The 19,196-nt window shown below is 70.3% G+C and carries 17 protein-coding genes and 2 tRNA genes; 11 read left to right on the top strand and 8 right to left on the bottom strand.

Going from position 1 to position 19,196, the window contains the following annotated elements; all coding sequences use genetic code 11:
- Positions 1-5: 5 nt before the first annotated feature.
- On the bottom strand, positions 6-2,585 hold the full coding sequence (gene pepN / locus ACFYNP_RS09270) for an aminopeptidase N (protein ID WP_388783993.1): 2,580 nt from the start codon (positions 2,583-2,585) through the stop codon (positions 6-8).
- Positions 2,586-2,774: 189 nt separating this feature from the next.
- On the opposite strand from pepN, the gene ACFYNP_RS09265 reads away from it, so the two are divergent.
- Positions 2,775-3,425 carry a DsbA family protein gene (locus tag ACFYNP_RS09265; RefSeq protein WP_388407352.1) on the top strand — a complete coding sequence of 217 codons (651 nt, stop codon included), beginning with the start codon at positions 2,775-2,777 and terminating at the stop codon, positions 3,423-3,425.
- Positions 3,426-3,477: 52 nt separating this feature from the next.
- Here ACFYNP_RS09265 and ACFYNP_RS09260 read toward each other — a convergent pair whose 3' ends face one another.
- Together ACFYNP_RS09260 and ACFYNP_RS09255 are read right to left on the bottom strand one after the other, a co-directional pair.
- Positions 3,478-4,011, bottom strand: coding sequence for a DUF4240 domain-containing protein (locus tag ACFYNP_RS09260; RefSeq protein ID WP_388407355.1), 534 nt, complete (start codon positions 4,009-4,011; stop codon positions 3,478-3,480).
- 205 nt (positions 4,012-4,216) lie between these two features.
- Positions 4,217-4,858, bottom strand: coding sequence for a superoxide dismutase (locus ACFYNP_RS09255; RefSeq protein ID WP_388783990.1), 642 nt, complete (start codon positions 4,856-4,858; stop codon positions 4,217-4,219).
- 232 nt (positions 4,859-5,090) lie between these two features.
- On the opposite strand from ACFYNP_RS09255, the gene ACFYNP_RS09250 reads away from it, so the two are divergent.
- On the top strand, positions 5,091-5,486 hold the full coding sequence (locus ACFYNP_RS09250) for a hypothetical protein (protein ID WP_388783987.1): 396 nt from the start codon (positions 5,091-5,093) through the stop codon (positions 5,484-5,486).
- A 24-nt stretch (positions 5,487-5,510) separates the two neighbouring features.
- Here the strand turns inward: ACFYNP_RS09250 and ACFYNP_RS09245 are convergent, their stop codons facing one another.
- Positions 5,511-6,920, bottom strand: a complete 1,410-nt coding sequence (locus ACFYNP_RS09245; protein WP_388783984.1) for an amino acid permease — start codon at positions 6,918-6,920, stop codon at positions 5,511-5,513.
- A 218-nt stretch (positions 6,921-7,138) separates the two neighbouring features.
- Complete coding sequence (locus ACFYNP_RS09240; protein WP_388783981.1) at positions 7,139-8,506, bottom strand: amino acid permease; 1,368 nt, start codon at positions 8,504-8,506, stop codon at positions 7,139-7,141.
- Between the two features lie 259 nt (positions 8,507-8,765).
- Here ACFYNP_RS09240 and ACFYNP_RS09235 point away from each other — a divergent pair, with 259 nt between their 5' ends.
- The gene (locus ACFYNP_RS09235; RefSeq protein ID WP_388407368.1) at positions 8,766-9,350 is read left to right on the top strand and encodes a biotin transporter BioY; all 585 of its coding nucleotides are present in this window, start codon (positions 8,766-8,768) and stop codon (positions 9,348-9,350) included.
- Between the two features lie 75 nt (positions 9,351-9,425).
- Here the strand turns inward: ACFYNP_RS09235 and ACFYNP_RS09230 are convergent, their stop codons facing one another.
- Positions 9,426-10,895 (bottom strand): amino acid permease, encoded by a 1,470-nt coding sequence (locus ACFYNP_RS09230; RefSeq protein ID WP_388407371.1) that lies wholly within the window; start codon positions 10,893-10,895, stop codon positions 9,426-9,428.
- 171 nt (positions 10,896-11,066) lie between these two features.
- Between ACFYNP_RS09230 and ACFYNP_RS09225 the strand changes: the two genes are divergently transcribed.
- Positions 11,067-11,555 carry a ribose-5-phosphate isomerase gene (locus tag ACFYNP_RS09225; protein ID WP_161251482.1) on the top strand — a complete coding sequence of 163 codons (489 nt, stop codon included), beginning with the start codon at positions 11,067-11,069 and terminating at the stop codon, positions 11,553-11,555.
- A 9-nt stretch (positions 11,556-11,564) separates the two neighbouring features.
- Positions 11,565-12,374: an Fpg/Nei family DNA glycosylase gene (locus tag ACFYNP_RS09220; protein ID WP_388783978.1), complete on the top strand. Its 810-nt coding sequence runs from the start codon at positions 11,565-11,567 to the stop codon at positions 12,372-12,374.
- Here the strand turns inward: ACFYNP_RS09220 and ACFYNP_RS09215 are convergent.
- A complete protein-coding gene (locus ACFYNP_RS09215; protein ID WP_388783975.1) occupies positions 12,362-13,591 on the bottom strand; it encodes a GNAT family N-acetyltransferase in 1,230 nt (409 codons plus the stop codon). The two genes, ACFYNP_RS09220 and ACFYNP_RS09215, sit on opposite strands and share 13 nt — an antisense overlap.
- A 117-nt stretch (positions 13,592-13,708) precedes the next feature.
- On the opposite strand from ACFYNP_RS09215, the gene ACFYNP_RS09210 reads away from it, so the two are divergent.
- From ACFYNP_RS09210 to ACFYNP_RS09200, 3 genes are all read left to right on the top strand, one after another.
- On the top strand, positions 13,709-14,854 hold the full coding sequence (locus ACFYNP_RS09210; protein WP_388407380.1) for a PP2C family protein-serine/threonine phosphatase: 1,146 nt from the start codon (positions 13,709-13,711) through the stop codon (positions 14,852-14,854).
- Between the two features lie 142 nt (positions 14,855-14,996).
- Entirely contained in the window at positions 14,997-15,794 is a 798-nt protein-coding gene (locus ACFYNP_RS09205; RefSeq protein WP_388783971.1) for an ABC transporter ATP-binding protein, read from the top strand.
- A 236-nt stretch (positions 15,795-16,030) separates the two neighbouring features.
- On the top strand, positions 16,031-16,225 hold the full coding sequence (locus ACFYNP_RS09200) for a hypothetical protein (RefSeq protein WP_100579694.1): 195 nt from the start codon (positions 16,031-16,033) through the stop codon (positions 16,223-16,225).
- A 51-nt stretch (positions 16,226-16,276) separates the two neighbouring features.
- Here ACFYNP_RS09200 and ACFYNP_RS09195 read toward each other — a convergent pair.
- A tRNA-Gly gene (locus tag ACFYNP_RS09195) sits at positions 16,277-16,347 on the bottom strand.
- 260 nt (positions 16,348-16,607) lie between these two features.
- Here ACFYNP_RS09195 and ACFYNP_RS09190 point away from each other — a divergent pair.
- The 3 genes from ACFYNP_RS09190 (at position 16,608) to ACFYNP_RS09180 (ending at position 19,169) form a co-directional block, all read left to right on the top strand.
- Positions 16,608-16,684: transfer RNA gene (locus ACFYNP_RS09190), tRNA-Pro, on the top strand.
- 221 nt (positions 16,685-16,905) lie between these two features.
- On the top strand, positions 16,906-18,294 hold the full coding sequence (gene tig / locus ACFYNP_RS09185) for a trigger factor (RefSeq protein ID WP_100579695.1): 1,389 nt from the start codon (positions 16,906-16,908) through the stop codon (positions 18,292-18,294).
- Positions 18,295-18,560: 266 nt separating this feature from the next.
- Positions 18,561-19,169, top strand: a complete 609-nt coding sequence (locus tag ACFYNP_RS09180) for an ATP-dependent Clp protease proteolytic subunit (RefSeq protein ID WP_100579696.1) — start codon at positions 18,561-18,563, stop codon at positions 19,167-19,169.
- Positions 19,170-19,196: the final 27 nt, after the last annotated feature.

Below are 19,196 nucleotides of genomic sequence, written 5' to 3'. Positions count from 1 at the left end.
GGGCGTCAGCGGGCGGCGGCCGTGGCGTCGCAGACCTGGCCGCGCAGCGTGCGGGCCAGGTCGTCGCGGGCCTCCAGCACCAGGCGGCGCAGCGCGGGGGCCGCGTCCTCGTGCGCGGCGAGCCACGCGTCCGTCGCGGCCAGGGTGGCCTCGTCGTTCTGGAGCCCGGGGAACAGGCCCTTGACGACGTCCATGCCGATCTGGATCGAACGCTCGGCCCACACCCGCTCGATCGCCGCGAAGTACTTCGCGGCGTACGGGGCGGTCAGCTCGCGCTGCGAGGGCTGGTTGAAGCCCGAAATGGTGGCTTCCACCAGGGCGTTGGACAGCGCGTCCGACTCCACGACCTGCGCCCAGGCCTGCGCCTTGACCGCCTCGGACGGGCGCCCCGCCAGGCAGCGCACCTGGTGGCGCTTGCCGGAGGCGGTGTCGTCGCGGGCCAGCTCCGCGTCGATGGCGGCCTCGTCGGCGATGCCGTGTGCGGCCAGCGGTTCGAGCAGCGCCCAGCGCAGCTCCTGGTCCACGTCGAGGCCGTCGACCTTCGCGGTGTCCGCGAGCAGCCCCCGCAGGAGCTGGAAGTCGGCGTCGGTGGCGGCCGTCGCCGCGAAGAAGCGGGCCCAGGTCAGCTGGTGCTGGCTGCCCGGCTCGGCGAGCCGCAGCTCGCGCAGGGCGCCCTCGGCGAGCAGCCGGCCGCCCTCCTCGCGCCAGTCCGGAGCCGCGTAGTGCGTGACCGCGGACCCGGCCCAGGCGTGCAGCATCTGGAGCACGCCGATGTCGGACTCGCGGCCGGCGTGCGCGAGGACGAGCGCGACGAAGTCACGGGCGGGCATCAGCGCGTCCCGCGTCAGGTTCCACAGCGCCGACCAGCACAGGGCGCGCGCCAGGGGATCGCTGATGTCGCCGAGGTGGGCGCGCAGGGTGGCCAGCGAGCCCTCGTCGAAACGGATCTTGCAGTAGGTCAGGTCGTCGTCGTTGACCAGGATCAGATCGGGCCGCTCGGCCCCGGCGAGCTCGGTGACGACGGTCCGCGGACCTTCCACGTCGGCCTCGGCGCGGGCGTAGCGCACCAGGGCGCCGGCCTCGTTGCGGTACAGGCCCACCGCGACCCGGTGCGGGCGCAGCTCCGGGTGCGAGGGGGCCGCCTCCTGGAGCACGGCGAGCTCGGTGATCCGGTCCCCGGCGTCATAAGTGGCCACCGGCGTAAGGGAGTTGACGCCCGCCGTCTGTAGCCAGGAGCGCGACCAGGTGGCCATGTCGCGACCGGACACCTCTTCGAGGACGGTCAGCAGATCGCCGAGCCGGGTGTTGCCGTAGGCGTGCCGCTTGAAGTAGCGCCGGGCCCCTTCGAGGAAGTCGTCCCGGCCCACGTACGCGACGAGCTGCTTGAGCACCGAGGCGCCCTTGGCGTACGTGATCCCGTCGAAGTTGAGCTTGGCGTCCTCCAGGTCGCGGATGTCGGCCGTGATCGGGTGCGTGGAGGGAAGCTGGTCGGCCCGGTAGGCCCACGCCTTGCGATTGTTGGCGAAGGTCACCCAGCTGTTGGTGAAGCGCGTCGCCTCGGCCTGCGAGAACGAGCCCATGAAGTCGGCGAAGGACTCCTTCAGCCACAGGTCGTCCCACCACACCATGGTGACCAGGTCGCCGAACCACATGTGGGCCATCTCGTGCAGGATGACGTTGGCCCGGCGCTCGTAGGCGGCCCGGGTCACCTTGCCGCGGTAGATGTACTCCTCGCGGAAGGTCACCAGGCCCGGGTTCTCCATCGCGCCCAGGTTGTACTCCGGCACGAACGCCTGGTCGTACTTCCCGAACGGGTAGGGGAAGTCGAAGTTGTCGTGGAAGAAGTCCAGGCCCTGCTTGGTGACCAGGAAGACGTCGTCCGCGTCGAAGTGCTTGGCGAGCCCCTTGCGGCACAGCGCGCCGAGCGGGATCTCCCGTGTGCGCCCGTCGTCGAACGTGCGGGTGTAGGAGTCGGTCACGTAGTGGTACGGGCCGGCGACCACGCAGGTGATGTACGTCGAGATCGGCTCGGTGGCGGCGAACCGCCACACCCCGTCGGCCTCCTGGCCGCCCGAACCGTTGGACCACACCGTCCAGCCCTCGGGGGCCTGCGCCTCGAAGGTGAAGCGGGCCTTGAGGTCGGGCTGCTCGAAGTTGGCGAACACCCGGCGGGAGTCGGCCGGTTCGTACTGCGTGTAGAGGTAGACCTCGCCGTCCTCCGGGTCGACGAAGCGGTGCATGCCCTCGCCGGTCCGGCTGTACGCGCACTGCGCGTCGACGACGAGGACGTTGTCGGCGGCCAGGTCGTCCAGGGCGATCCTGCTGCCGTCGAAGACCTCGGCCACGTCCAGCGCGCGGCCGTTCAGGGTCACCGAGGTCACCGACGGGGCGATGAGGTCGGCGAACGTCGAGGCGCCGGGGCGGGCCGAGCGGAAGCGGATCGTGGTCAGGGACCGGAACGTGCGGGGCCCGCCCGGGGCCTCACCGACCGCGGACCGCAGGTCGAGAGAGACGTCGTAGCCCTCGACGGACAGCAGCTCGGCCCGCTCACGGGCCTCGTCGCGGGACAGATTCTCACCGGGCACGGGCACTCCTTCGTGTCTCGTTCGAACGGACTCGATCCTCCCATGCCACCGGAGCGGGAGCCGAGCGGGAAGACGGTCGGCCCCATCGGGTGCACGGCGGAATGCTTTCGGCCGCCTCCGGTGTTCGCCGGTACAGACGCTTGTTTTCCGACGTCGTCCGCTGTCGCACGCTGTTGCCCGAGGAGAGACATGTCCGACTCCGCCAAGACCCCCGTCGACTTCTGGTTCGACCCCCTGTGCCCCTGGGCCTGGATGACCTCGCGCTGGATGCTGGAGGTCGAGAAGGTCCGTGACGTCGAGGTGCGCTGGCATGTGATGAGCCTCGCGGTGCTCAACGAGGACCGCCTGGACGAGCTGCCCGAGGAGTACGCCGAGAACATGCGGCCCGGCGGCAGGGCCTGGGGCCCGGTCCGCGTGGTGATCGCGGCCCGCGAGCTGCACGGCGACGAGGTCGTCGGCAAGCTCTACACCGCGCTCGGCACCCGCATCCACAACGAGGGCCTCGGCACGACCCGCGAGGCCGTCGCCGCGGCACTCAAGGACGTGGGCCTGCCCGCCGACCTCATCGACTACGCGGACCGGGACACCTACGACGTCCAGCTGCGCGCCTCCCACAAGGAGGGCATCGAGAAGGTCGGCCAGGACGTCGGCACCCCCGTCATCGCGGTGCCGGGCGCCGACGGCGAGCAGATCGCCTTCTTCGGCCCCGTCGTCACCCCCGCCCCCCAGGGCGAGGCCGCGGCCAAGCTGTGGGACGGCACTCTGCTGGTCGCCGCCACCCCCGGCTTCTACGAGCTCAAGCGCAGCCGCACCAAGGGCCCCGACTTCAGCAACCTCTGACCGGCACCGGGCGCCCGCCACGTCCTGGGGCGGGCGCCCTCCGCGCGGGTTCTCAGGCGTGCAGGGCCGCCGTGCGCGGCAGTCTGCGGGCCACCTCGTCGGCGTCGTCGAAGTCGAAGTCCCACTCCGGGTCCAGGAGCGGGTAGTCGATGGTGAAGCAGTCGCCGGGCAGTTCCTGCCCGGTCGCCTTGAGATGGGCGTCCCAGGCGATCGCGAGGACCGGCTCGCACTCCAGCTCCTCCCAGGTGACGGCCGCCTCCCGCACCGCCGCGAGCCCGGCCAGACTGTCGGGATCGGCCACGGCGGCCTCGTACGCCTCGCGCCCCTGGGCTATGAGCCAGCCCCTGAAGTAGTCGAACCCGTCGTCCGAGCAGCCGCCGTTGATCGTGTACGCCGCCGCCCACAGCGGGGCCGTGTACGACCGCGCCATCAGGTCCCACAGGATCTGCTGGGCGGCCCGGATCTCGCCGGCCGGGCGCTCCGCGAGCAGCGCCGAGGCCTGCGCGGCGACCGCCTCGGCGTCCCCGCCGTGCGGCACCCGCGCGCGGGCGTCGTCGATCAACTGCCAGAGCTCTGCTGTGTCCATGGACCGAGCATGGCACCCGCCACTGACAACGCCCCTCGCCGTCGCGGCGGTTGAACGCGGACGGCCCCCGCGAGTCATGTCCTCGCGAGGGCCGGCCGGTCATTCCGTCCGCAGGTGAAGGTTGAGAAGACGATCACGAGCAGGACGCCTGGGGCCCAAGTGGGCCTGTTGTGAAGGGAGTTGCACCCAGTCGGGTCGCGTTGCCCTACGGCACGAGGAGCAGGTTGTTGCCGGCCTGCTTGGCTGCGGTGTAACGCTTGGCCACGTCCTGCCAGTTGACGACCCGCCACATGGCCTCGATGAAGTCGACCTTCTGGTTCCGGTACTGGAGGTAGAAGGCGTGCTCCCAGGCGTCGAAGACCAGGATCGGGGTCGAGCCCTGGCCCACGTTGCCCTGGTGGTCGTAGATCTGCTCCACCACGAGGCGGCCGCTGATGGGCTCGTAGGCGAGGACGCCCCAGCCCGAACCCTGCGTCGTCGCCGAGGCCTTGGTCAGCTGGGCCTTGAACTTGGCGAAGGAGCCGAAGGACTCGGCGATGGCGTCGGCCAGCTCGCCGGTGCCGTCCTTCTCCAGCGGCTCGCCGCCGCCGTCGCCCGTCATGTTGTGCCAGTAGATCGAGTGCAGGATGTGGCCGGAGAGGTGGAACGCGAGGTTCTTCTCCAGGCCGTTGATCGACCCCCAGGAGTCCTTGTCGCGCGCCTCCGCGAGCTGCTCCAGGGTGTCGTTCGCGCCCTTCACGTACGCCGCGTGGTGCTTGTCGTGGTGCAGCTCGATGATCTCCGGGCTGATGACGGGTTCGAGCGCCGCGTAGTCGTACGGAAGTTCAGGAAGCGTGTAAATGGCCATGTCCGAGCCCTCCGACTGCTCACTGCAAATGCTTATTGCAATTGATGTGCAAGTGCACGCTATCAGCAGCAATACGGCTTCGCAGCTAAGGGTGACCTCAGCAAAAAGTCCTGGGTCCCGGGGCCTGGGGCGGGGTGCGAGCAGGGGAGGGGGCCGCCCCGGGGGCCGGGGCGGCTTCGATAAAGTCGGCGGACGAATATCCGTTTCCCGCACATAAGCGACAGGAGTGCCCGTGGAGCCGCCCGCCATCGGCATCGGGTCCTGGTGGACCGTCTCCGCCGTGAGCACGGTCTGGCTCTGGCTGTACCTGGTCCCGCTCATGCCCCAGCGCGCCTACAAGCTGCGGGTCGCCGCGATACCCGTCCTGGGGGCCGTCTTCGTGATGGCGTCGGTGCTCGTGAAAGGGGTGCCCCTGGAACGGCTGTTGCCGATGTACGCGACAGCGCTGTGCGGGCTGCTCCTCGGTCTGCTCGGGCAGGGGGCGAAGGTCCGCGAACTCATGGCGGAGATGGTGGAATCCGGCAGGGACAGGCCCCGGAACAGCGTGAGCGTCAATGTCCAGCTGGCGGTTTCCTGCTCGGCCATGCTGGTGCTCTGGGGCTGGCTGACCCACTTCGGTACGCGCTGAACGCCCCTGGGGGAGGGGGTGCGGTCAGGCCTCCAGCGGGGTGCTCGGCGAGGTGCGCTGGCGGATGTAGCCGATGATCGCCAGCAGCAGCGTGAGGCCGCCCGTGTAGTAGAGCTGGACGCGCGTGCCGTCCTCGCGGGCCATCAGGACGAACACCGCCGCCATGCCGGCCAGCGCGATCCAGGTGAGCCAGGGGTACAGCCACATCTTCACGACGAGCTTCTCCGGGGCCTCGCGCTCGATGCGGCGGCGCAGCAGCAGCTGCGAGGCGGCGATGAAGAACCAGACGACCAGGATGATCGCGCCGATGGTGTTCAGGAGCCACTGGAAGATGTCGTCCGGGCGCCAGTAGCTCAGCAGGACGCACACGAAGCCGAAGGCCGAGGACGTGAGCACCGCGACGCGCGGCACCCCGCCGGAGATCCTGCCGAGCACCTTGGGGCCCTGACCGCGCGAGACGAGCGAGCCGGCCATCCGGGACGCGCCGTAGATGTTCGCGTTCATCGCCGAGAGCAGCGCGACGAGGATGACCACGTCCATGATCCGGCCGGCCCCGGGGATGCTCAGGTAATCCAGGGTCGCGACGTACGGGCCCTTGGCGGCGATGTCCTTCGTGGTCCACGGCAGCAGCGTCACGACGACGGCCATCGAGCCCACGTAGAAGATCGCGATCCGCCACATCGCGGTGCGCACGGCCTTCGCGACGCCCTGGACGGGGTGTTCGGACTCGGCCGCCGCGATGGTGACCGTCTCCAGGCCGCCGTACGCGAAGACGGAGGCGAGCAGTCCGACGATGAGGCCCTCGCTGCCGTTGGGCATGAAGCCGCCCTGGCCGGTGAGGTTCGTCAGGCCCGGTGCGTTGGTGTCGGGCAGCACGCCGATGATCGCCAGGACGCCGATGACCAGGAAGAGCGTGATCGCGCCGATCTTCAGCGCGGCGAACCAGAACTCGAACTCGCCGAAGTTCTTCACGGCCGCCAGGTTGGTGCCGCAGAACAGCAGCATGAACACGGCGACCAGGGCCCACTCCGGGACCCCCGGCAGCCAGCCGTGCACGATGCCCGCCGCGCCGATGCCCTCCAGGCCGACGGCCACGCACAGCAGGAACCAGAAGGCCCAGCCCGCGGTGAATCCGGCCCAGGGCCCGATCGCCCGCTCGGCGTGCACCGAGAAGGAGCCGGAGGCGGGGTTGGCGGCCGACATCTCGCCCAGCATGCGCATGACGAGCATGACCAGGGCGCCCGATATCGCGTAGGCGAGGATGATCGACGGGCCGGCCGCGGCGATCGCGGTGCCGGAGCCCACGAACAGGCCGGCGCCGATCACACCGCCGAGGGCGATCATCGAGAGGTGGCGCTGCTTGAGGCCGTGCGTGAGCGGCGAGTCGGTCTTCGGCCGGCTGTCGTCCGGCGCGGGCGCGGTTGTCCGAGACATGGGCATGCCCTGTTCAGTAGCTGATCCACCGGGTCGGCGGCACGGAGCCCACAGTCTTAGGGCGGCCCCGCTCAGAGGGAACACCCGACCGCTATGCGGACACTCGACTCACACAGCGTGAAGAGACACGTGCGTTTTGTTTACGCGATCTTCACGCGCGCCGCGTGCGCCCGTCCCGTACCTCGGCTCTCCTGCGCGCCACGCCTTACTTCCGCACTTCACACGCGCCGCGTACGCCACTCCCGTACCCCTGCCACCACGAGCACCAGCGCCGTCGCCCCCGCCGACCACAGCAGCTGTGGCCGGGCCGAGGAGTCGAACAGCATCAGGACGAGCACCGCGGCCATCGCGGCGAGCGCGGCCCAGGTGAGATACGGGAAGGCCCACATCTTCAGGGCCAGCGTCTCGGGTGCCTCGCGCTCGATGCGGCGGCGAAGGCGCAGCTGCGACAAGGCGATCAGCGCCCACACGAAAAGCAGCACCGCGCCGACCGCGTTGAGCATGTAGAGGAATACCGAGTCCGGCCACTTCAGGTTCAGCAGCACGGAGACGAACCCGAAGGCCACCGAGGCCAGCACCGCGCGGCGCGGCACCCCGCCGCCCGACACCTTCAGGAGGCCCTTCGGCGCCTCGCCCCGTTCGGCGAGCGAGAAGATCATGCGCGAGGAGCCGTACAGATTGGCGTTGAGGGCGGAGAGCAGGGCCACGAACACCACGATGTTCATGATCTGGCCGGCTCCCGGGATGCCGATCGAGTCGAGGACCGCGACGTACGGGCTCTGGCCCGGCTTCATCGACGTCCACGGCAGCAGCGTCACGATGACCAGCATCGAGCCCACGTAGAAGAAGAGGATGCGCCAGACCGCGCTGCGCACCGCGCGCCCGACCGCGCGCACCGGGTCGTCGGACTCGGCGGCGGCGATCGTGACCACCTCAAGGCCGCCGAACGCGAAGATCACCGCTAGCACCCCGGAGACCACTCCGCTCCAGCCTGCGGGCAGGAAGCCGCCCTGGCCGGTCAGGTTGGCGAGGCCCACCGCCGAGGTGTCGGGCAGCACGCCGAAGACGGCGAGCAGGCCGAGCACCAGGAACGCCACGATCGCGAAGATCTTCAGGGCGGCGAACCAGAACTCGAACTCGCCGAAGTTCTTGACCGCGGCCAGGTTGGCGACGGTGAACACCACCATGAAGATCAGCACCCAGGCCCACTGCGGAACCCCCGGCGCCCAGCCGTTCGCGATCTTCGCGGCGCCGGTCGCCTCCACGGCGAGCACCACCACGAGCAGGAACCAGTACAGCCAGCCCACGCTGAACCCGGCCCAGCGGCCGAGCGCCCGCTCCGCGTGCACCGAGAACGAGCCGGACGCGGGCATCGCCGCCGACATCTCGCCGAGCATCCGCATCACCAGCATCGCGATGGCACCCGCGATCAGATACGAGACGATGATGCCGGGGCCCGCCACCGCGATACCGGCGCCCGACCCCACGAAGAGTCCCGCGCCGATCACCCCGCCGAGGCCGAGCATGGTCAGGTGGCGCTGTTTCAGGCCGTGCGAGAGGGGCTCGGCGGGCGGGGACTCGTGCATGGCGCTCGTAACTTTCGGTTTATGGGGAATCTACAGTCTCGCCGAGTCACGACCCCGGGCGCAAAAGGGATACCCGGGACGATCGGCGTAGTGACGAGGGTCACCCCGGGCGAGGCGTGAATCCCGTCCTTTGTCCGGACCCCACCAAGGCTTCAACACCCGCTTTGTGGGCGGCTGCTGGTGATCCGGCGAGATTCCGTGGGCTAACGTCACCGTGTCCCCAGCACGTCCCGCTGCCCCAATACCTGCCGGAGTTCCGATGAGCACTGCGTCCGCCGCCCCCCGTACCGGATCGGTCCTCGCCGACCTGCTGCCCGCCTCCCGTGCCCGGGACATCGCGCTCGTCGCCGGCGGCGCCGCGCTCACCGGCATCGCCGCCCAGATAGCCGTGCCCGTCCCCGGCTCGCCCGTCCCGGTCACCGGCCAGACCTTCGCGGCCCTCCTGGTCGGCGCGGGCCTCGGCGCCGGCCGCGGCTTCCTCTCGCTCGCGCTGTACGCGCTGATCGGCATGGCCGGGATGCCGTGGTTCGCGGACGGCACCTCCGGCGCGGGCGGCGCCTCCTTCGGCTACGTCCTCGGCATGCTGCTCGCCTCCACCGTCGTCGGCGCCCTGGCCCGCCGCGGCGCCGACCGCTCGGTGCCGCGCACGGCGGGCACGATGGTGCTCGGCTCGGCGATCATCTACGCGGTGGGCGTGCCCTACCTCGCCGCCTCGACCGGCATGTCCCTGACCGCCGCGGTCGCCGCCGGCCTCACCCCATTCCTCATCGGCGACGCCCTGAAGGCCGCCCTGGCGATGGGCCTCCTCCCGGCCGCGTGGAAGTTCCTCGGCCGCAAGGGCTGAGTCCCGGCAGGTGTACGACGAAGAGGGCCCGGCGGCTGCCGGGCCCTCTTCCGTTCCAGCACTCCTGGAACACGCCTACGGCGCGGTGACCTCTTCCTTCACACCGCTCCGCGCGGGGGCGCGCCGCGCCAGCACCTGCTGCTTGACGACCGCGATCACGATGACGAGCGCCGCGACGAGCAGGGAGAGCAGCACCTGCTCACGGCCGGACTTGTCGTACAGCATGTAGACGAGGACGAAGGAGATCATCCCGATCGTCAGCCAGGTGAGATAGGGGAAGCCCCACATCTTCACGGTCAGCTTCTCCGGCTGTTCGCGCAGGATGATCCCGCGCATCCGCAGCTGGGTGAAGCAGATCACCAGCCACACGAACAGGGCGACCGCACCGGAGGAGTTGAGCAGGAACGCGAAGACGGTGTCCGGCCACTTGTAGTTGAAGAAGACGGCCACGAAGCCGAAGACGACCGAGGACAGGATCGCGACCTGCGGCACGCCCCGCTTGTTGGTGCGGGCGAAGGACTTCGGCGCGTCGCCGCGCTCACCGAGCGAGAACGCCATCCGGGAGGCCGTGTAGAGGCCGGAGTTGAGGCAGGACAGGACCGCCGTCAGGACGATCACGTTCATGATCTGGTCGGCGTGCGGAATGCCGATCGTCTTCAGGGCCGCGACGTAGGAGCCGTCGGCGACGATCGAGGGGTCGCTCCACTTCAGGAGCGTGAGCACCACGAAGATCGAACCGAGGTAGAAGACCGCGATCCGCCAGATCACGCTGTTGGTGGCCTTGGTCACCGCGCGCCGCGGGTCCTCGGACTCGCCGGCGGCCAGCGTGACGATCTCGGAGCCCATGAAGGAGAAGACCACCATCAGGACACCGGTGAGGATCGCGCCGTACCCCTTGGGGAAGAATCCGCCCGCGTCCGTGAGGTGCGCGAGGCCCGCGCCGGGGTTGTCCGAGCCCGGCAGCACGCCGAACACCGCGAGAAGGCCGATGATCACGAAGCCGCCGATCGCGACGACCTTGATCCCGGCGAACCAGAACTCGAACTCGCCGTACGAGGAGACCGAGGCCAGGTTGGTGGCGGTCAGGACCAGCATCACTATCAGCGCCCAGCCCCACTGCGGGACCCCCGGCACCCAGTCGTGCAGGATCTTCGCGCCGGCCGTCCCCTCGACCGCGAGCACCACGACCCAGAAGAACCAGTAGAGCCAGCCGATCGAGAAGCCGGCCCAGCGGCCGAGCGCACGGTCGGCGTACGCCGAGAACGAGCCCGACGACGGGCGGGCGGCGGCCATCTCGCCCAGCATCCGCATCACGAAGACGACCATCACGCCGACGAGTGCGTACGAGAGCAGAATGGCGGGTCCCGCCGCGGCGATGCCGGAGCCGGAGCCCACGAACAGGCCGGCGCCGATCACGCCACCGATGGCGATCATGGAGAGATGGCGGTTCTTGAGACCAGCCTTGAGGCCGCTGTCGGGCACCTGCGGATCACCGGGTTCACCGGGCAGGCGGTCTTCCTTCGCAAGGGACGGCTGCGAGGTCATAGACGCTTCCTTAAGTCTTCGGAGCACTCGGGTTACGAGCCCGGGTATTCAAACCTGGTCCGCTTCGGGACGGAAGGCCTGAATCCGGATCGTTAGACGGGACCAAGTGCGGGGACCAAAGTCCTCACCCCGCTAAGCCCTGCCCTGCCCCGCGCATGCCACACTCGGTACATGCGCGTGTACCTCGGCTCCGACCATGCCGGCTTCGAACTCAAGAACCACCTCGTCGAGTGGCTCACCGCCCACGGGCACGAGCCCGTGGACTGCGGTCCGCACATCTACGACGCCCAGGACGACTACCCGCCGTTCTGTCTGCGTGCCGCCGAGAAGACGGCCGGCGACCCGGACTCGCTCGGCATCGTGATCGGCGGCTCCGGCAACGGCGAGCAGATCGCCGCCAACAAGGTCAAGGGCGTCCGCGCCGCGCTGGCCTGGAGCGAGCAGACCGCGGCCCTCGGCCGTGAGCACAACGACGCCAATGTGATCTCCATCGGCGGCCGGATGCACACCGAGGAGGAGGCGACCAGGTTCGTCGAGATCTTCCTCGCCACCCCGTACTCGGGGGAGGCGCGTCACACCCGCCGCATCGAGATGCTCACCGAGTACGAGACCACCGGCAAGCTCCCCGAGATCCCGGCCCACCACCCGCAGCAGGGCTGAGCCCGGCCCATGCCCGAGGGCCACACCATCCACCGCCTGGCCGCCGACCACGACCTGAGGTTCGGCGGCCGGCCGCTGCGCGCGTCCAGCCCCCAGGGCAAGTTCTCGGACGGCGCGGCCCTGGTCGACGGCCAGGTCCTGGAAGACGCCGAAGCCCACGGGAAGCACCTCTTCCTCGGCTTCGGGCCCTCGGGCTGGATCCACATCCACCTCGGCCTGTTCGGCAAGTACGGCTTCGGCGACGCCCCCGCCCCGCCGCCGACCGACACCGTCCGGCTGCGCCTGCTGAACGACACCGGATACGCCGATCTGCGCGGGCCGACGACCTGCTCGCTGATCACCGACGGCGAGAAGCAGGCGATACACGACCGGCTCGGCCCGGACCCGCTGCGGCCCGAGGACACCGGGGTCAAGGCCTGGCAGCGGATCTCGAAGAGCCGCACCACCGTCGCGGCCCTGCTCATGGACCAGAAGGTCATCGCGGGCGTCGGCAACGTCTACCGCGCCGAGGTCCTCTTCCGGCACGGCATCGACCCCTACCGGCCCGGCAAGGACCTGACCCGCGCCGAATGGGACGCGATCTGGGCCGACCTGGTGGAGCTGATGCGCGAGGGCGTCCGGCTCAACCGCATCGACACCGTCCGCCCCGAGCACACCCCCGAGGCCATGGGCCGCCCGCCGCGCGTGGACGACCACGGCGGCGAGGTGTACGTCTACCGCCGGGCGAACCTGCCCTGCCACCTCTGCGGGAGCGAGATCCGCACCGCCGGCCTCGCCGCCCGCAACCTCTTCTGGTGCCCCGGCTGTCAGAAGCCGTGAGGCAGCCACGGCGCGAGCTCGCTGCCGAAGGCCGTCGAGGCCCCGGACAGCGCGCCCGGCCGCAACTCGCGCACCCGGCCCGCCCCGGCCAGTGAGGCGAGCGTGACCCCGCCGAGGTAGGCAGCGGCCAACTCCCGTACGGACAGGGCGAGTTCGGCCGGATCCTCGGTGCGCACACAGGTCGCGCCCTTGGTGTCGCCGGTCAGCCGCCAGCGGCCCGCGTTCCACGGACAGAACGCGTCCTCGACCTCCAGGACCACATCCACGGGCGCCGCGTACGTCCGCGCCTCCAGGGCCGCGCCCACCTCGACCAGGCGTACGTGCAGCGAGTCCCGCAGCCGGATCCCGCACCGCCGCACATCGGACACCAGGTGCTGGAACGGGTCGTCGACCGGCCGGGTCCTCGCCTTCAGCGTGCTCGTCAGGTCGATCTCGAACAGATAGCGCCACAGCGTCGCGGCCACCGCCGGGTCCTCGGCCTCCAGATCCTTCAGCCGCACCGTGCCCGTCACGCCCGTCGGCTCCGCCTGGACGGCGACCCGGTAGCGGGTGTACCCGACCAGCTCCCCGCCGCGCTCGGCGAGGACGCACTGCAAGGGCGAGCCGCCGTCCCGGTAGGACTCCGGGTCGATGACGTTGAACCGGTCCCAGCCCGGCACGCGGGCCAGCATGCCCGGGCGGCGCGGCACCAGGCGCGCGTACAGCTCCTCGCAGCGGGCCAGCGACTCGTCCACCTTCGCGTACCGCAGGCTCACCTCCTCGGCGCCCGGCGGCAGGGCGATGCGGACCCGGGCCGTGTCGATCTCGGCGGACAGCGCCATCGAAGCGATCCCGTACCCGAACCGCCCGTAGATGGCGGGCTCGGACGCGGTCAGGACGGCCAGCGCCTCGCCCCGCTCGCGCAGGTCGTCGAGCTGGCGCCGCATCATCGACGTGAGGACGCCGCGGCGGCGATGGGTGCCCATGACGCCGACGGCGGTCACCCCCGCGGCGGGAACGACGGCGCCGCCCGGCACGCTCAGGCGGAACGGGAAGGTGCTGGTTCCGGCCACGCACAGCGAGCCGTCCCACACGGCGATCGTGCGTTCGGGGTCGATCAGCTCGCGCCACCCGGCCAGCTCCTCGGGAGCGTCGGGGACCCCGCCGAAGGCCACCACCACGGCCCCGTACCACTCGTCCCACTCCGCCTGGTCCAGAACCCGCAACTCCATCGTCATGAGTGCATGACTAGCAGGGAGCGCGCCGTACGAGCGACCCGATTTCCACCGGGCGCCCGGCCCGGGCGCCGGGGGCCACCTGCGCGCGGCCCCACCGGCTGGATAGGGTCCTCGGCAATGGCACGTGCGATGAGAGCGGACTCGTTCACCGCCCGGTGGCGCAAGGCGCTGCACCGGGTCCGCAACGCGGTGCGCAGATCCGGCGTCGACTACTTCCGCGGCGACGGCTCCGACTGGATCGCCCTGGCCGGCCTGCTCCTCACCGTGCCCGCGATCACCTGCGCCACACTTCTGGCCCCCGTCTGGTGCGCCCCCTCCGCCCTGGTCCTGCCGATCGTCGCGGGCGGCCTGCTGCTGCGGCCCGCCAACCTCCTCGGCCTGTACGCGGCCGCCGCGACCGCGCTGATCGTGGAATCGGTACGGCTCGGCCCGTACACCGCGGGCCCCTCGCGGGTCACCCCCGGCACGGTTCTGGTGGTGGCGGCGTGCGGGCTCTTCGGGCTGCTCATCGCCCAGTTCCGGGCCCGCGTGGGGGTGCCCTGGCGGCGCGGCGGCACCATGCTCTTCGACCTGCGCGAACGCATCCGCGTCCAGAGCGCGCTCCCGCAGCTCCCCAAGGGCTGGCACCGCGAGATGGCGCTGCGGCCCGCGGGCGGCCAGTCCTTCTCCGGCGACTTCGTGGTCGCCGCCCGCACCGGCGGCGGCCGCACCCTGGAGATCGTCCTGACCGACGTCTCCGGCAAGGGCATGGACGCCGGATCGCGCGCCCTGCTGCTCTCCGGCGCCTTCGGCGGGCTCCTCGGCTCGCTGCCCCCGCACGCCTTCCTGCCCGCGGCCAACGGCTATCTGCTGCGCCAGGACTGGGACGAGGGCTTCGCCACCGCCATCCACCTCGTCCTCGATCTCGACTCCGGCGACTACGAACTCCTCTCGGCGGGCCACCCGCCGGCCCTCCAGCTCCACGCCGGCTCGGGACGCTGGCAGGAGCAGGCCGCCGAAGGCCCCCTGCTCGGCGTCTACGACGCCGCCGAATTCCACCCGGCCAAGGGCTCACTGGCCCCCGGCGACGTCCTGATGCTCTTCACGGACGGGCTCGTGGAGACCTCCGAGCGCGACATCGCCGAGGGCATCGACCGCCTGACCGGCGAGGCCGACCGCTATGTCTCGACGGGCTTCGACGGGGCGGCCTGGCACCTGATCGAGGCCGTCGCCAAGGACGTCAACGACGACCGCGCGCTGCTTCTGATCAGGCGCGACGCCTGACCGTCCGGCGGTCCCGCACCGGGGGTGGGGCCAGCACCACCCCCGATCCACCGGCGGCCGCCATGGCCCGGGCCGTCTCCCCTCCCTAGGTTCGAAGGGCCGGCGCGAGCGTGCCGGACGGGGCGAGGAAAGGGCAGGGACCATGGCGCTGCGACGGGCCGAGCAGAGACACCGGACGGCCGCGGGGGCGGCATCCGGAGCCGACCGGGCCGTCGAACTGCGCGGCGTACGGCGGCGGTACGGCCGCGGCGCCACCGCCGTGCACGCCCTGCGCGGCATCGACCTCACCCTGCCCCGGGGCAGCTTCACCGCGGTCATGGGGCCCTCCGGCTCCGGCAAGTCGACGCTCCTCCAGTGCGCGGCGGGCCTGGACCGCCCCACCGACGGCTCGGTGCGGCTCACCGGCACCGAGATCACCGGCATGAGCGAGAACAGACTCACCGAACTGCGCCGCTCCCGCCTCGGCTTCGTCTTCCAGGCCTTCAACCTGCTGCCCTCGCTCACGGTCGAGCAGAACGTGCTGCTTCCGGCGCGCCTCGCCGGGGGCCGCCCCGACCGGCGCCACGCGGCCCGGCTCCTGGCCCGGGTCGGCCTGGACGGCAAGGGCGACCGCCGCCCCGGCGAGCTCTCCGGCGGCCAGCAGCAGCGCGTGGCGATCGCCCGGGCGCTGGTCACGAGCCCCGACGTGATCTTCGCGGACGAGCCGACCGGCGCCCTGGACACCACCACCGCCGCCGAGGTCCTGTCCCTGCTCCGCGCGGCGGTGGACACCCTGGGCGCGGCGGTGGTCATGGTCACCCACGACCCGACGGCCGCGGCTCACGCCGACCGGGTCCTGTTCCTGGCCGACGGCGTCCTGGCCGACGACCTGCCGGCGATGTCGGCCGACCGGATCGCGGCACGGATGGCGACGCCGCCGCCCGCGCGGGCGGCGGCGTGAAGAACGGCCGACGCGGTGGCCGATACGCGATGAACATCCGTTGCGGACCGGCTAGTTGACCTTGTCCGTCATCAAACGTCACGGCGATTTCACGGCTGTTGACCGGATTCTTGCCTTGGCGATCCGTCACCCCGGAACAACCACAGGGGTGTTGGTGGCACGATAGAGCTCGCGGGGGCGTGCGCGGCATGCTCCCGGGCCGGCAAGGCGGACCGACCAAGGGTGTGTGATCAGTTGTGGCCATTTCACTGTCAGCCGTGGTGCTGTTGGCGGTCGTCCTCGTGGTGCTCATCCGCGGCGGCTCCATCAAGGCCGGCCCAGCCATCGTCGCGATACTGTTCGGCTTCTTCCTGGCCTCGACGGGCATGGCCCCCTCGATCCAGCGCTTCCTGAACTCGATAGCGGACACGATCAACCAGATCAAGTTCTGAACATGCCGAAGGGCCCGGCAGCTTGGCTGCCGGGCCCTTCGGACCTTCGAGAGCGGGCGACGGGAATCGAACCCGCGTAGCTAGTTTGGAAGACTAGGGCTCTACCATTGAGCTACGCCCGCAAGCACCGCGCCGCAGGTCATCGCGTCAGCGCGACCCCGGCACGTAGAGCATCGTAGCGGGTCGCACCCCGGCCGCGCACACCGCGGCCCTCCGGCGTCCGCGCGGGCCCCGCCCGGGCGGTGGATCCCGGCCACCGGCGCGGCCACCGGCGGCGGGCGTCGAAGCGGAGGCGGAGCGCCCGGACCGGGGCTCGGCGGGCCGCCCCGGACAAAGCGGCCGACGCGGTCCCCGCGGGCATGTACCCTACGTCTCGCACCGACGGGGTGTGGCGCAGCTTGGTAGCGCGTCCGCTTTGGGAGCGGAAGGCCGTGGGTTCAAATCCCGCCACCCCGACCAGCGTCACCGGCGTTCGGCCGGTGTCACCTGCGTTCGATCGCCGCCGCCGGCGGCTCTCGATCTCCGCACACAAGATCACATTGTGGGTGGCATCCCGCTTGCGGTTACTATGCAAGCTGCGTGCCCGTGTGTCTGATGAATGATGTACCGGGCCCCATCCGTCGGGGACCGCTCGGTCTCCGGCAGAACTCCCAAGAAGTCAGCCACAAGGAGACCGAACCGTGAAGAGCGCCGTGGAGACCCTGAACCCGACTCGGGTTCGGCTCACTGTCGAGGTGCCCTTCGAGGAGCTCAAGGACAGCCTCGACGCGGCGTACAAGAAGATCAACCAGCAGGTCACGGTCAAGGGCTTCCGTAAGGGCAAGATCCCGGCCCGAGTGATTGACCAGCGGTTCGGTCGTGGCGCCGTGCTCGAAGAGGCCGTCAATGACGCGCTCCCGAAGTTCTACACCGAGGCGATCAACGAGGCGGAGCTGAACCCGCTGGGTCAGCCCGAGGTCGACATCACCGAGCTGAAGGACGGCGAGACGCTGAACTTCACCGCCGAGGTCGACATCCGCCCGACCATCGAGATCCCGGACTACTCCGGCATCGAGGTCACCGTGGACGCCGTCGAGGTCAGCGACGAGGACGTCGAGAAGTCCGTGGAGCAGCTCCGCGAGCGCTTCGCCTCGACCTCCCCGGTCGAGCGTGCCGCCGAGGACGGCGACGTCGTGACGATCGACCTGGAGGCCAAGGTCGACGGCGAGGTCCTGGAGGACGGCGTGGCCGAGGGTGTCTCGTACACCATCGGTTCCGGCGAGCTCCTTGAGGGCATCGACGAGGCCGTCAAGGGCCTGGAGGCCGGTGGCGAGGCCACCTTCACCTCCGAGCTCAAGGGCGGCTCGGCCGAGGGCAAGGAGGCCGAGGTCACCGTCAAGGTCACCCAGGTCGCCGCCCGTGAACTGCCCGCCCTGGACGACGACTTCGCGCAGCTCGCGTCGGAGTTCGACACCCTGGACGAGCTCAAGGCCGACAGCCGCAAGCGCCTTGAGAACATGAAGCAGTACGACCAGGCCACCCAGGCCCAGGAGCGCGTCCTCGACGAGCTCCTCAAGCTGGCCGAGGTCCCGATCCCCGAGAAGCTCCTCGCGGACGAGATCCAGACCCGCAAGCACAACCTTGAGCACCACCAGCTCGGCCAGATGGGCATCGACCTCGCCAAGTACCTGGAGATCCAGGGCAAGACCGAGGAAGAGTTCACCGCCGAGACCGAGGAGCAGGCGGTCAAGGGCATCAAGACGCAGTTCATCCTGGACGAGCTCGTCAACAAGGAGAAGCTGAACGTCAACCAGGAGGAGCTCACCGAGCACCTCATGCGGCGTGCGGCCTCCTCCGGCATGAGCCCCGACCAGTTCGCCCAGGCCGTCGTCGAGGGTGGCCAGGTGCCGATGCTCGTCGGCGAGGTCGCCCGCGGCAAGGCGCTCGCCGTCGTTGTCGAGGCCGCCAAGGTCACCGACACCAACGGTGAGGTCGTCGACCTGGAGGACGCCGAGGACGAGAACACCGAGCTCGCCGAGGCCGTCGTCGAGGCCGCCGAGGGCGAGGCCGCGGAGAAGACCGAGGCCTGAGCCTCCGTCCGACCTCCGCAGTACCTCTGGGGAAGGGCCCGTGCGCAGTCGCGTACGGGCCCTTGCTCGTAAGGGATTCCGCTTCAACCACCTTGCGCTCCGAGCGAACAGTTCGGGAACCGGGATGGCGTTGTCCCACCTGCGCGTTAGGGTCCATGAATACGAGGGTGGTGGAGTCTGGCGAGCCGGAGTCCGCGCCCCCGGAACGAAGACGATGAGACGGCCGAAGCCGTCAGAGACGAGCAGGTGGATACGTGACGAATCTGATGCCTTACGCCGCCGGTGAGCCGTCCCTCGGTGGTGGCCTCGGCGACCAGGTCTACAGCCGACTGCTCAATGACCGCATCATCTTCCTCGGCCAGCAGGTCGACGACGAGATCGCCAACAAGATCACCGCCCAGATGCTCCTCCTGGCCGCTGCCGACCAGGACAAGGACATCTACCTCTACATCAACAGCCCCGGTGGCTCGGTGACGGCCGGCATGGCGGTCTACGACACCATGCAGTACATCCAGAACGACGTCGTCACCATCGGCATGGGCATGGCCGCCTCGATGGGCCAGTTCCTGCTCACCGGCGGCGCCGCGGGCAAGCGCTTCGCGCTGCCCAACACCGACATCCTGATGCACCAGGGCTCCGCCGGCATCGGTGGCACCGCCTCCGACATCAAGATCCAGGCCGAGTACCTGATCCGTACGAAGAAGCGCATGGCGGAGATCACTGCCGCGCACTCCGGCCAGACCGTCGAGACGATCATCCGCGACGGCGACCGCGACCGCTGGTACACGGCGGAGGAGGCCAAGGACTACGGCCTCATCGACGAGATCATCTCCGCCGCCTCGGGCGTTCCGGGTGGCGGCGGCACCGGGGTCTGAGCCCCCGACCCGCACCGCTTCCCCCGC

This window comes from Streptomyces sp. NPDC006691 (assembly GCF_042869955.1).
In the GTDB taxonomy this organism is placed as follows: Bacteria; Actinomycetota; Actinomycetes; order Streptomycetales; family Streptomycetaceae; genus Streptomyces.
This window is presented reverse-complemented; position numbering and strand designations above follow the sequence as displayed.

Excerpts from the sequence above, each read along its gene's own strand:
- ACFYNP_RS09260 (WP_388407355.1), bottom strand. The coding sequence starts at position 4,011 with ATGGACACAGCAGAGCTCTGGCAGTTGATCGACGACGCCCGCGCGCGG.
- ACFYNP_RS09265 (WP_388407352.1), top strand. The coding sequence starts at position 2,775 with ATGTCCGACTCCGCCAAGACCCCCGTCGACTTCTGGTTCGACCCCCTG.
- ACFYNP_RS09240 (WP_388783981.1), bottom strand. The coding sequence starts at position 8,506 with ATGCACGAGTCCCCGCCCGCCGAGCCCCTCTCGCACGGCCTGAAACAG.
- ACFYNP_RS09205 (WP_388783971.1), top strand. The coding sequence starts at position 14,997 with ATGGCGCTGCGACGGGCCGAGCAGAGACACCGGACGGCCGCGGGGGCG.
- ACFYNP_RS09220 (WP_388783978.1), top strand. The coding sequence starts at position 11,565 with ATGCCCGAGGGCCACACCATCCACCGCCTGGCCGCCGACCACGACCTG.
- ACFYNP_RS09230 (WP_388407371.1), bottom strand. The coding sequence starts at position 10,895 with ATGACCTCGCAGCCGTCCCTTGCGAAGGAAGACCGCCTGCCCGGTGAA.
- ACFYNP_RS09215 (WP_388783975.1), bottom strand. The coding sequence starts at position 13,591 with ATGACGATGGAGTTGCGGGTTCTGGACCAGGCGGAGTGGGACGAGTGG.
- ACFYNP_RS09210 (WP_388407380.1), top strand. The coding sequence starts at position 13,709 with ATGGCACGTGCGATGAGAGCGGACTCGTTCACCGCCCGGTGGCGCAAG.
- ACFYNP_RS09235 (WP_388407368.1), top strand. The coding sequence starts at position 8,766 with ATGAGCACTGCGTCCGCCGCCCCCCGTACCGGATCGGTCCTCGCCGAC.
- ACFYNP_RS09255 (WP_388783990.1), bottom strand. The coding sequence starts at position 4,858 with ATGGCCATTTACACGCTTCCTGAACTTCCGTACGACTACGCGGCGCTC.
- ACFYNP_RS09180 (WP_100579696.1), top strand. The coding sequence starts at position 18,561 with ATGCCTTACGCCGCCGGTGAGCCGTCCCTCGGTGGTGGCCTCGGCGAC.
- ACFYNP_RS09225 (WP_161251482.1), top strand. The coding sequence starts at position 11,067 with ATGCGCGTGTACCTCGGCTCCGACCATGCCGGCTTCGAACTCAAGAAC.
- ACFYNP_RS09245 (WP_388783984.1), bottom strand. The coding sequence starts at position 6,920 with ATGTCTCGGACAACCGCGCCCGCGCCGGACGACAGCCGGCCGAAGACC.